At 37.1% G+C, this 12,124-nt stretch carries 15 protein-coding genes; 6 read left to right on the plus strand and 9 right to left on the minus strand.

All coding sequences use genetic code 11. The annotated features are described in order from the left end of the window. The first annotated feature begins 26 nt into the window (after nt 1-26). The 4 genes from serS (at nt 27) to METBO_RS11050 (ending at nt 3,285) form a co-directional block, all read left to right on the plus strand. Nucleotides 27-1,307 carry a serine--tRNA ligase gene (gene serS, locus METBO_RS11035; protein WP_013645795.1) on the plus strand — a complete coding sequence of 427 codons (1,281 nt, stop codon included), beginning with the start codon at nt 27-29 and terminating at the stop codon, nt 1,305-1,307. Between the two features lie 202 nt (nt 1,308-1,509). Next, on the plus strand, nt 1,510-1,950 hold the full coding sequence (locus tag METBO_RS11040; RefSeq protein ID WP_013645796.1) for a universal stress protein: 441 nt from the start codon (nt 1,510-1,512) through the stop codon (nt 1,948-1,950). 74 nt (nt 1,951-2,024) lie between these two features. Next, nucleotides 2,025-2,861 carry a CBS domain-containing protein gene (locus tag METBO_RS11045; RefSeq protein ID WP_013645797.1) on the plus strand — a complete coding sequence of 279 codons (837 nt, stop codon included), beginning with the start codon at nt 2,025-2,027 and terminating at the stop codon, nt 2,859-2,861. Between the two features lies 1 nt (nt 2,862). Next, nucleotides 2,863-3,285 carry a hypothetical protein gene (locus tag METBO_RS11050; protein WP_013645798.1) on the plus strand — a complete coding sequence of 141 codons (423 nt, stop codon included), beginning with the start codon at nt 2,863-2,865 and terminating at the stop codon, nt 3,283-3,285. A 79-nt stretch (nt 3,286-3,364) separates the two neighbouring features. On the opposite strand, the gene larE is transcribed toward METBO_RS11050, so the two are convergent. Next, on the minus strand, nt 3,365-4,414 hold the full coding sequence (larE, locus tag METBO_RS11055; protein ID WP_013645799.1) for an ATP-dependent sacrificial sulfur transferase LarE: 1,050 nt from the start codon (nt 4,412-4,414) through the stop codon (nt 3,365-3,367). A gap of 74 nt (nt 4,415-4,488) precedes the next feature. Beyond that, nucleotides 4,489-5,136 (minus strand): TfuA-related McrA-glycine thioamidation protein, encoded by a 648-nt coding sequence (locus METBO_RS11060; protein WP_013645800.1) that lies wholly within the window; start codon nt 5,134-5,136, stop codon nt 4,489-4,491. Nucleotides 5,137-5,374: 238 nt separating this feature from the next. On the opposite strand from METBO_RS11060, the gene METBO_RS11065 reads away from it, so the two are divergent. Further along, nucleotides 5,375-5,998, plus strand: a complete 624-nt coding sequence (locus tag METBO_RS11065) for a YhbD family protein (RefSeq protein WP_013645801.1) — start codon at nt 5,375-5,377, stop codon at nt 5,996-5,998. Between the two features lie 13 nt (nt 5,999-6,011). Beyond that, nucleotides 6,012-6,689, plus strand: coding sequence for a polymer-forming cytoskeletal protein (locus METBO_RS11070; protein ID WP_013645802.1), 678 nt, complete (start codon nt 6,012-6,014; stop codon nt 6,687-6,689). A 2-nt stretch (nt 6,690-6,691) separates the two neighbouring features. Here METBO_RS11070 and METBO_RS11075 read toward each other — a convergent pair whose 3' ends face one another. From METBO_RS11075 to comA, 7 genes are all read right to left on the minus strand, one after another. Beyond that, on the minus strand, nt 6,692-7,201 hold the full coding sequence (locus METBO_RS11075; protein ID WP_013645803.1) for a TIGR00295 family protein: 510 nt from the start codon (nt 7,199-7,201) through the stop codon (nt 6,692-6,694). Nucleotides 7,202-7,269: 68 nt separating this feature from the next. Beyond that, nucleotides 7,270-7,758 (minus strand): transcription factor E, encoded by a 489-nt coding sequence (gene tfe / locus METBO_RS11080; RefSeq protein ID WP_013645804.1) that lies wholly within the window; start codon nt 7,756-7,758, stop codon nt 7,270-7,272. A gap of 325 nt (nt 7,759-8,083) precedes the next feature. Then, nucleotides 8,084-8,923, minus strand: a complete 840-nt coding sequence (locus METBO_RS11085; RefSeq protein WP_013645805.1) for a coenzyme F420-0:L-glutamate ligase — start codon at nt 8,921-8,923, stop codon at nt 8,084-8,086. A gap of 57 nt (nt 8,924-8,980) precedes the next feature. Next, on the minus strand, nt 8,981-9,670 hold the full coding sequence (locus tag METBO_RS11090; RefSeq protein ID WP_013645806.1) for a (Fe-S)-binding protein: 690 nt from the start codon (nt 9,668-9,670) through the stop codon (nt 8,981-8,983). 23 nt (nt 9,671-9,693) lie between these two features. Continuing rightward, nucleotides 9,694-10,395: a GTP-binding protein gene (locus tag METBO_RS11095; RefSeq protein WP_013645807.1), complete on the minus strand. Its 702-nt coding sequence runs from the start codon at nt 10,393-10,395 to the stop codon at nt 9,694-9,696. Next, nucleotides 10,392-11,168, minus strand: coding sequence for an ATP-binding cassette domain-containing protein (locus METBO_RS11100; protein WP_013645808.1), 777 nt, complete (start codon nt 11,166-11,168; stop codon nt 10,392-10,394). Before METBO_RS11100 ends, METBO_RS11095 begins: the two co-directional genes overlap by 4 nt. Then, entirely contained in the window at nt 11,168-11,941 is a 774-nt protein-coding gene (gene comA, locus METBO_RS11105) for a phosphosulfolactate synthase (protein WP_013645809.1), read from the minus strand. The genes METBO_RS11100 and comA overlap by 1 nt, the downstream gene beginning before the upstream one ends. Between the last annotated feature and the right edge of the window lie 183 nt (nt 11,942-12,124).

Raw genomic sequence — 12,124 nt, forward strand, 5'->3', positions numbered from 1 at the left:
ACAATCAATTAAGACACGATGATACCATGTTAGATATTAAACTTTTCAGGGAAAATCCTGATTTAATTCTTGAATCAGAAAAAAAACGTTTCAGAACTACTGAAAATGTTGAAAAAGTAATTGAATTCGATCTCAAATGGAGAAACGGTTTAAAAAAGCTCAACGAACTTCGTGCAGAGCGAAACAAGTTATCCAAGTCATTTAACGAAGCAAGAAAACAGGGAAAGGATGAGCTTAAAGCGCTCCAAAACCGGGCAAAGGAAATTTCAAAGGAAATTAATGAACTGGAACCTAAAATTTCAGAGTACATCGAAGCCAGGGATGAGTTCAGGTACAAAGTTGGAAACATTCTAGACTCTGATGTTCCAGTATCTGAAACAGAAGAAGATAACAAGGTCATATCTGAATTTGGAGATATGCCATCCTTCTCATTTGAACCTGCAAATCATGTGGATTTAATTGAAACCATTGATGGTGCAGAATTTAAGCGAGCTGCCGAAGTGTCAGGATCCAGATTTTATTACTTGAAGGAAGATATTGTTTACCTAAACATGGCCCTCTTAAAATTTGCAATGGACACCCTGTCCCAGAAGGGCTACGAAATATTTCAAACACCATTCTTCATCAAACACGATGTTATTAAGGAAACTGCAGAACTTGCAGATTTTGAAGAGACACTCTACAAGATCGAAGGTGAAGATCTCTTCATGATAGCAACCTCTGAACAAACCCTGGCAGCCCTGCACCGTGGTGAAATAATAGATGAAAGAACGTTACCACGCAAATATTGCGGATTATCTACCTGTTTCAGGAGGGAAGCAGGATCCCATGGTAGGGATACCCTTGGAATTTTCAGGGTTCATCAGTTTGAAAAAATTGAACAATTCATATTCTGTGATGCTGAATCTTCGAGGGATCTGCATCAGGAACTGCTTGAAAATGCAGAGCTCATCTACCAGAAACTCGGACTTCCGTACAGAATTGTATCCATTGTTTCGGGTGAGTTGAATGATAATGCTGCTAAAAAATACGACCTTGAAGCATGGTTCCCTGGGTCTTCAACCTACAGAGAACTGGTATCTTGTACCAACTGTGGAGATTATCAGGCCCGTAAATTGAATGCACGCTACGGTATTCATGGTGATTCAGATTCATTGAAAATGTGCCACACTCTAAACAGTACTGCAATAGCAACAGAACGAACTATTTGCTGCATCCTAGAAAACTATCAACAGGAAGATGGTACAATTAAAGTTCCAGAAGTTTTAATCCCATACATGAATGGCAAAACTGTTTTAGGACTTTAATTTTTTTTTAATTTTTTCGAAGTTCGCTGGTGAAACCCAGACATATTAATAATATATCCAATATAAATATTAACCAACTGGTTTTGTGAAACCAGCCAATCGAATATTTATATGATATGAAGACCAAATACCAATAGAATTGATTATGATTTGGAGAAACAGTAGTTTATTACTCTAAAAAAATCATGGAGAGGTGAACCGAATGTACAAAAAAATACTTTTACCAACAGATGGTTCAGAATTTGCAAATAAAGCTGCAGAACACGCAATATGGATTGCTAACGCCAGTGGAGCCGAAATAATTGCATTAAATGTTATAGAAACCTCATCACTCGTTGGATTGCCTGCAGAGGATCTCATAGTCAGAATTAAGGATATGCTCAAGGAAGAAGGAAGACAGGCATTAGAACACATATTTGAAATGGCGAGCAAAGAATCTGTTGAGGAAGGGGAACTGAAAGTAACCCTCAAAACAAAGGAAGGTTCACCCGCAGATGTCATCCTAAAAACAATTGAAAAAGAGGATGTTGATCTGGTAGTAATTGGAACTTCAGGAAAACATGGTTTGGACAGATTCCTGCTGGGAAGTGTCACAGAAAAGGTTGTAAGATCTGCTAAGTGTCCTGTTTTAGCCGTGCATTAAAAAAAAAACTAATTATAAATTTTTTTAGTTTATTGATTTTTTTTATTTAATTTTATTTATGGCTGGTGTATAAAATGCTTGTAAAAGAAATAATGGCAAAGGATATTATCTCGGTTCATGTTCCTGGAAATCGTGCAAACGCCCTTGAAATCATGAGAAAGAAGAAAGTATCTGGATTGCCTGTAGTAAAAAATGGAACTGATCAATTGGTAGGCGTACTAACAAGAACAGATCTTGTTGAAAATCCTGATGAAGAACAGATAGCACTGATAATGACTCGAGACATCATTACTGCATCACCAGATGATAGTGTTAAAACCGTTGCAGAGAAGATGATCAACAACAACATCAGAAGAATACCCATAGTTGAGGAAGGAAGATTAGTAGGACTTGTAACAGCTTCAGATTTAGTTAATAAAGCGCTCTGGAAGATGGAAATTCAGGAACCTGCAGAGGATTACATGATCCAAAACATCCCAACCAGTTGGGAAGGTACTCCTTTAAATGTTGCCTTCGAAATAATGCGATACTACAGACTAAAAGTACTTCTTGGATTGAACAACGACGGTAAACTCACAGGAATACTTACTGAAACAGATTTTATAGAAGAAAGTGAAGTTGTTTCCGAGAGAACTGTGCACAACACTTCTGTAGGTACAGAAGGTGATAAATGGTCTTGGGACAGTAAGAGCGTCCTTTACGTCATTAAGAACCATCTTAAATTCTCTGATAAAAAGATCAAAGATGTTGCAAACACAGACCTTGTTATAGTTACAACGAAAACCTCGGTACAAGAATGTGCAAATAAAATGAGGCAGAGAAACATCGAACAAATTCCTGTTATTGATGTTGAAGGAGACCTTGTAGGACTAGTAAGAGCCGTTGACTTAATAAAAGCCATAAATGATTAAAATGTCAGAAACACCCATAATTAAGATCAAATCCAACCCTGAAACCATTAAAATAATTGCCAAGAAACGGGGTGATGTATCAATTCAAGACATCAACCTCAGATTGATCATGGCCAACCTATGGTGGGAACAAGCTCCTGAACTTGAAACTTTCTTCAATGTCATGGAACTCACCATAAAGAGGGCTTTAAATGAGGTTTATCCCCACGATGTCATGACCATTGATTACACCTACTCTGCAGATGATGACTTGAAGGATGCATCGGAGATAGTTGTTGAGATAACCAACATCAAGGCAGATGATATGGATGTGGACATAGGTGGAAGATTTATAACCATCGGAGGATCAGATTCCAGAGGCTTTTTCAAGAAGTTGACAAGTTTCAGAAGGAAGTTCTCTCAAGATGTTCATAAGGAGATCTGAGATTTTCAAATTATTTTATTTTTAAATAAAAAAAGTTTAATTTAATTTTTTTAATTCTTTTTTAATGATGCTCTATTTCTTAAATGTTCCTTCGTATTTTAGGTAAAACTTCTATTAAAAGCTGTTCTGCATCTTCTTGATCAGCAACCTTCCTTGCCACAAGCTTACCATTTTTAAACACAGTCACATTTCTTCCATCGGATTCTAGCATGGCGATTCCCATTTCAACAGAACATTTCACAGTGCCAATTGTTTCAAGTTCGGCACATGTTTGTTTGATGTTTATGGAGTATGGAAGCTCTGTTTCAAACATTATCTTGTTGGCCTCATCTTTACATGGCTTGTAAACCACGAGCTCCTTTTTTGTATCACCATGCCCACTTATGTCCAGTGTTACACGTTTAAATCCCACTGCCTTCAACTCAGAATCAAGGTGATTTAGCACTCCTAAATTCAGAAGTTTTTCAATATTTTCAACTTCTAATATGGCCATATCTTCCTGATCTCTGACCCTAACCACCTTAGAACCTGAAAGTCCCTTTAGCAAAGACTCTGCATATTTCAATCTGTTGATCTTTTTGGGTGTGATCTCAGAATTTTTTGATATTCTGGTTGCCATGCATGTGGTTGATGGAGAATATTCTATTTCAAGTTGGTTTAAGGCTTCTTTAACATCGTCTGATGTGAATCCTGCCATTACAAGTGGGCTTTTAATTTCTAGATCGTAGTTCACAATTATGCCTGGTCTGTCCTCAAGCAGGTCGGTTATGTTGGTTCCGTCCATAATTTCCAGTTCATTTTCCCCTGCAATTTCTGCTAGTTTGGTGTACATCTTAGTTTTACAGATGTAACACCTGTTTGGAGGGTTGGATCGAAATGCGGGATCATTAAGATAATTCTCTTCAACAACCCTGTGTTTTATTCCCAATTCCCCGGCTATTTTGGTTGCGTTTGCAATAAAATCCTGAGGCATAACTCCATTATCAACTGTAACAGCAAGGGATTCCTTTGATACTTCAGAAGCTATTTTGGCTACCAAAGAACTATCAGCCCCTCCAGAGAAGGCTATTAAAATATTTTTATCCCTTAAGTAATCCTTTAGGTTTTGCAGTTTTGTTTCAACTTCCATCTGAACCTTCCTGAAATTATTATTATGAAATTTGTAAATTTTGTTAAGAATTAACTTAACTTGTTAATGATAATTTAAATAGCTATTTTTTTGATGTAATCAAGAACTGCCAGAGCATCCATCCTCTTAACATCAATTGCATGGACTTCTAAAAATTTTTGGAGCAGTTCTACCTTGGATTTTTCAAGCCCCGATTCAGCAAATACTTTAGAATAGCTTCTTTTAGGATAATATATTGATTTGGCAGTTTTTATAAGTAGATCGTAGTCAGATCTGTTAATCACGCCTTGTTTAAGAGCTGCTTTGAAGGTGTAGTTTATACTTATCAGTGCTTCTGATAGTTGTTCCATTGTATCAGGGTTTATAACCACTGCAACATCATCATCAGATTCTATCACACCAGTTTTGTAGTCCATGTAAACCTGACCCACTCCAACCATCCCAAAGTCATCTAGTTCTGAAGCCCTTAATGCACCCATACTTGCCCCTCCAACCACTGTAACATCCTTTTTTAGTGCTTCGAGAATTTCCTTGTGGGAAACTGCAGGTTCCTTATGAAAAACTCCGTCAATAATTCCTATAATATCGGGTTCATCAGTTAAAGCCTGAATTATATCTCCCCTTGCTATTGGGGGGCGATAATCTGCTTTTAGAATTGTTTCTGCTTCCTTGGGCTGTAATGAGGGTCCTGTGAAAATTATTATTTTCTTGTTTGTAACCATTGGTTCACCTAATTTAGATGATTAATGTTATCCAGTTTATCAATTGAAAAATTACCTATTTTTCTATGTTGGATTACATAACTATTGGTTTTCATCTTAAATATTTTTTAAATGGTTGGTTGGTTTAAATTGGGTTTTCAAATATAGTTTTTTTTTGTACACATAAATTTTATATAACATAAACCAACAATAATGAAACAATGTTATGTTATGTTACATATGGTCTTGAGGTGATCAATTGAGCCAAGATTTAATATCTAAAAAAGAGTTGTTAGAAATCACTGGAATTTCTTATGGACAGTTATATCGCTGGAAACGGAAAAAATTAATACCAGAAGAATGGTTCATAAAAAAATCCACATTCACAGGACAGGAAACTTTCTTTCCAAAATACAAAGTGATTGATAGGGTTGAAAAAATAAAAAATATGAAGGGCGATATTTCGTTAGACAGCCTTGCAGACATGTTATCTCCAGATTTAACGGAAAAAATAGTGAGTGAAAAAGAACTCAAGGATCGTAACATTGTTTCAGAAGCTACATTGGAGTTCACTAGGGAAGAATATGGTGAAACAAAAGAATTTCGTTTTGAACAAATTATTTCCATTTATTTGCTGGATAAAATGTTCAAATCTGGAAAAATAGGACATTCTGAAGGTAAAATTGTGTTTCAACTATTTAGTGACAAATATCAAAAATTCAAGGGGAAAAATTGTGAACTAATATTCTTCAGGAAAATGGGAGTATCAAGCTGCTGCATGGTCCCAGATTCCAAGGATGTTCACTTCGAAGAAACCATAAAGATCATGGAAATTATGAATATCTCAGAATTAATTGAAGAACTAAAAATTAAGATGTTTTAAAGGAGAGATTAATATGGAAAATTTAACAGATTTAAAAATTTATGGACAGGGCAGTTCTGGTGGGGGAAAATTTAGAGACGTTATGATCAAGGGAAGTGGCCAGATAATTGGAGACCTAGAATGTAAAAAATGTGAAGTCCTAGGTACCGGAGAGATTAAGGGAGATTTAACTGCTGAAGAGGTTATGATTAAGGGACAATTCAAATTTGGCGGCCAAATAAACACAGTTGACCTAAAGGTTTATGGTGAATCAGATTTCCTAGGAGACATCTTCGCAGATGAAGCATCATTTCAGGGAAGTTTGGAATTAAAGGGAGATCTAAACGCTGAAATCTGCAAAATCGAAGGAGGATTTGTTATTGATGGACTTTTAAATGTAGAATTATTTGAACTAACCATGTACTGGCCATGCAAAGTATCAGAAATAGGCGGAACCAACATTACAGTAAAAAAAGATGCTAAATTCAGTTTCTTAGGTCTGAAAAATAGGATAACTCCCCATTCTAACAAGGGTTTCTTGGAAGTTGATACAGTGGAAGGAGATGAAATTTATCTTGAAAACACCCATGCAAAGGTTGTCAGAGGAAAAAATATTACACTCGGACCAAACTGCCAAATTGATAGATTGGAATATCAAAACAGTTACCAGAACCATGAAAAATCAAGGGTAAAATCAGCTGAAAAAATATAGGGTCAGTCCAGTAAAAGTTCTTCATGCAGTAGTTTGATCCTTTTAATTGCAGGGTGGTTCTTTCCAAAACTTTCCTTCCACTTCTTTAGAACAAATGTTAAGTCAACCTCAGCTGTTCCACTGGTTAGATTGTCGGCTTGTGCCACAATTTTTTCTTCAATAGTGGAGGGAATGTAATCTCTTTTGGGCAAACCAAGTTCTTCTGCTTCTTCACAGGGAATGCCTGCCCCAATATGTTTAAGGGTTATGTTGATGTAGCATTCTGGAAAGTTAAGATCCCTCAGAATTTCAGCCCCCACAACTGCATGTTGGATGGAATGGGTTTTTGATCTGCCAATGTCGTGCACCAGTGCACCATACTTCACCTGTTCCACATCTACAGTTGCATCAGTTTTTTCGGAATAGGTTTTAGCTATTTCCACAGCCTTTTTAGAAACAGCCTTAGAATGAGCAATAACATTTGGGGGGCAGTTATAATCGTTTAAAGCTTTTAAGCAGGTGGTTATATCCAAAGATTTCCCTCGGTAATTTTAATAAATAAAAATAGAAAAAAATAGTGAATGCAAAAAAAATTATTATTTTAGGCCATTCTATCCATCATCTGTTTCAATTCAACTATTATCGTGGAGTTGTCCTGATATTCCAGGGATCCGCCACATTCTGGACATTCAAAGTTATTTTCTGATGCTTCATCAAATTTATAACGGTGTCCATTTAACTTGCATGAAAAGAACATGTTTCCTTCTTCGTACTCCAAGGATTCTTCAATTTCTCGGGAGAACTTTTCGAACTTTTCAGTTACAATGTCAGCAACCTTTTCTTGCTCAAATGTCCAGCTGTAAGTATACCACTGGGTCTCTGGGTCTTTACTTCGCTTGTAAGTTGCTATACCTGCGTCGTATAATTTATACAACACTTTTCTCACAATATTCAACCTTATTTCAGTTTCTTCGGCAATTTCTTCATCTGTTGTTTTACCATTTAACAAACACTCAATGATTGAAACACTACTCTGTTCATCATTGGTAATATCCATTAGAATTTCCTGAACTGCTGGATCTTTAAGCATTAATGCCCCTCCTATTACACATCTTTACTTGGTTCTTTGGAATTTGATATAAGGATTTCAAACATAGTTTTATTAAATGAATTTAGTATGAAATCATGAATTTACAGTACCCTAATATGTAGCCAAACACAAATTCAAAGTAGTTAGTAACAAATATCAAAAATTTCCATTTCCAAAGCTTTCAAACCATTAAAAAATCATTAATCTTAACGAAAAATCTAATTTTGTCTCGTTTTAAGATTATTAACTTTGGTACTAAATTATATAGTTACATTAGTATTTATAATTTGTTGAAGCAAGTTAAGACCTTGTTAAATATGGATAATCACGGCTTTTTAAGACTTCGAACTATCACTGCAGGAGTATGTTTTACAGAATCAAGCATCTCAATAGTTACATCTGCAATATCCCCTTCAAATGCCTTGCTCATATCGTAAACTGTTTCTATATCAGTTTCATTACTTTTATGAAAATTTTCTGCAGCAGCTGCTATTTCCAATATCTGTTCTAGATCAATTGATTCTGAAATTCCAAGGGGTGTGGGTCCAAGCAGAGTCGAAAATCTCCCGAGTAAATATCCAAAAAACCCCATATCCGAACGTATACCCTCAACAGCAATTGGTAGTGAAGTGAACTTGGTGTTGAATATTTGGTAACTAGCATCTGTATCGATTATCAATACAGTCACATTTTTCCCATGATTTAACTTGATCTTAGATGAAATATCCTTTGAAACAGTTGTGGGATCGTCAGGCAGTAACGAAACCATTGACCCAGGAACATTACTAAGATCCACACCTGCTTCTGATGCTGGTTTAAGAGCGTGTTTAATTCCATAGTACTCAAGAATAACCTTCTTATGTGTTCTTGCCTCATTTGGTAATTTTCTTAAGTTTTTAATTGTCCTAGGTTTGATCCTAAATATCGGACCCAGTAAGTATCCCCATAAATATTTAGACCAAACATCTGCCAAAAGAATTGAAAGTATTGATGGTTCAAATTCAGATTCATCAACCAACCTTCCCTGTGAAACTGATATTGGTGTTTCTGAAATGACCAGAAAATCCCCATCTTCAAGCAGAGATGATGCATTATCTATTATTATGTCGTAAGACTCATTAGGTTTAATATAACCCGTGTTAACTGGGATTGTTCTGTACTCCATTTTATTTTCTTTCCAATAATTTTTTAAAAAAAATAGTTGGGACACTGACAGATCGGTTTAATCTGCAGAACCCTTTACAGGCGGGGCCCATACTTTAAGGTCTATGCCCTCAATAATGACTCTTTTACCGACCACCTGCACAACAACGCCGGAATGTACCTTCTGCATCATGCAGTGGCCAGGAAGAAATCTGACTGTTTCACCAACAGAGGGCAGTGGTCCTTCAACCAATCCTTCAAATCCTCCCACCATACAAATTCCAATGTCCATGTACTCAAATTCGCTGTCTGGATCCATTCTGTGACAAGGCCCTATCATGTGCACAGTTATTAGGCCGTTGTCTTCATCCAATATTCTGGCAAAATGTATTATTGGACAACCAAGAGGTCTGTATCGGATGATATCATCCTTTTTTAGAAGTTTTCTTGTGAAAGGGTAGAGAACTTCACGACAGGATTCCTCCTTGGGAAGTGGATTCAAAATAAAATCTGCTTCATAACCATCAAGAACACCTACAGGTTTCTTTTCAGGGGTTATGATATTTTCCTGGCGTAAGAATTCTTCAAGTTCATTTCTGTTCTCGTTAAATATTTCCTGAAACAAGAATCTGCACTTTCCAAGATCAGATTTTCTTTTTAGAAGGGAATGTGCAAATTCTTCGCATCGGGCGTATCCACATATTCCGCAGTTAAAACCAGGCAGGAGTTTTGTGACCTTGGATCTCTGATTTGAATTTACTGAACTCATATGTTTTCACCATAAAAAAACTTTCATTCACCTTTGTAGGTTTGGAATCCATCAATTTTTCTGAGAATTCCCCTGTGATGTTTTTTGTTGACCTTGGTTTCTCCCACGCAGAGCGTGCAAACTGCCAAAGGTGCAGAATGTCTTAATTTTTCCTCTTCTAGGGAAACTTCTTCTGTTTGGTAAATTTCTTCTGCAAGTTCCATACAGCCCTGTCCAGATAGGCCATTTGCATCTATTACCTTGCAATTAGGATTTACTTCCAGAACACGTTCTCTGAATATTTCCCTTTCTGCCTGCGATATCATGTCACCCTTGGTAATCACTGCAATATCTGCTGTGCTTAAAAACGGCCCAACCTTGAGTGGAGTGTTTGGTCCACTTGTAGCATCTATGACGCAAACTCCCAAACTGTTTTGGGTGTAAGGAGCACATCTGTGGCAGAGCCCTGCAGTTTCAATTACTAAACATTCTGAATCATTTTCTTGGGCCCATTCAATCATGTCCTCGATGTTGTAGATTGCGAAGTGGTCTGGGCACATGTCCATTGAAAGCCCGACCTTGGTTGGAATTCCAATCTTCTCAAACTTCTTACCATCATCGGTGTAAAGACAGTCGATCTTGACAACTGAAGATTTAAGGTCCCTTTCTTTAAGGCTACGAAGAGCATGTATGAGCACCGCAGTTTTACCCGAACCCGGCGTTCCTGCAACAATAATCATTCTCATAAGTTCACACCATCCAAATTGATGTCCTCTATGACATCACCATTTCTGACCTTGTCCCTTAGATTCAGTAAAAGATCATCTATTCTGTTCAGTTTCTTAGATATGGACTTTTCAGATTCTGTGGTTGAGATCACCTTTTCCATTCCACCGGATCGCATTACTATCCTCCTGTCTGTCATGAGTGCAAGCACAGGATCATGGGTAACCACCATCACTATTTTTCCATGTCCAGATAGCACATTTAAAGCGTCATGTTTCCTTATACCTGCATTTTCAATTTCATCAATGAGAACTATGGGTGAATCACTGATGATTGCAACGTCAGCCACCATCAATGCCCTGGACTGTCCACCACTGAGTATGGTGAGATCATGTTCCTCTTTTATTGGTTCTCCTGTCAGTGTGTTTGCAAGTTTGATGACTGCATCGGCACACTTGCTGCTTGCACCTCGGCACTTTGCATGAAGATTGAGGAAATCTCCAACACTCATATCAGCCAGGAAATTCATATTTTGAGATAACTGGGCCACCATTTTCTTTCTTGGGTTGGTTCTATCATCGTAACTGGGTTCTTCATCATTTACAAGAATTTTTCGCTTGGAAAATGTGTCTTTCTGGGCTAATTGTTCAATATCTCCTATTAATGAGCTTTTACCACTGCCAGTTGGACCAACCACACCTACTATTTCTCCTTTTTTAATCACAACTTTTTTAACAGATTCTTCTTCTCCCTGTTTGTTGTAACCACCAAGAACGGTAACCTTTTCAATCATCAAAAACTCACCTTACCCAAAGTATCTCCTCTTAAACCTCTTCTCATTGTTTCAAGTGCGGTGACCTCTTCTGGTGCTATGTTTCCGAGGTTCACGTTGGGTCCAAATTTGAGTATCATGTAGGTCTGCTGATTTTTTTGTGGCGCTTCCCAGATCAGTTGGTTCACATCAAGAGCATCTATTAAGATCTGCATATCCTCTTCCTTAACTTCGCCCTTGCCATTGTAGATGCCCAAATCTTTTCCACCTTCTCTAGCCTCGATAATAACTTTATCCGCCCCAGATTCTAGATCCTGTTCAACGAGTTTCACACGATCACCAGGACTCAGAAGATGGTCCTTGGCTGGATCCTTCTTACCAACCTCAGTCAGCACCATGAAACCTGCATCCTTAACCATTCCAATTATATCAGATCTTTCAACAGCAGATATGTCCACTGTACCATCAGATATTTCTATAGCTCCAAATCCTAATTCTTGAGCTTCTTTTAAAAATTCGTTGAATTTATTGGTTATGTAAGCCTGTTCAAAGAGTGTTCCCCCGGGATAGGGTACAACGTTGTTGGAAATATAGGTATCGATCTTGTACTTTATGAGTTCCCTTTCATGCACTGCGGAAGTTCCCCATCCAAACTTGGCAAGATCAACGTAGTTGCCAGAAATCTCTAAAAAGTCTTCAACCATGTTAGGACCCATTCCCTTGTCTAACATCATTGTAACACCTTCACCAGAAGGTCTTATACGATCCTTTGTAAGAAAATCAAATGCATTCATTGCATCACCTACTATATAATTATGTACATTCCACTAGTTAGATTTTTTTCTTGCTTAAAAAAATTTATGATACTTCAAATATGCAGAATATGCTTAATTTTCACCTTCTATCATTTTAACTAAACTTTCAGATTATCCTATATCTTCAAGCTGACTTTACTATTTTTGGTTTTAACATGAAGT

Origin of the sequence: Methanobacterium lacus (assembly GCF_000191585.1) — an archaeon.
Lineage (GTDB): Archaea > Methanobacteriota > Methanobacteria > Methanobacteriales > Methanobacteriaceae > Methanobacterium_B > Methanobacterium_B lacus.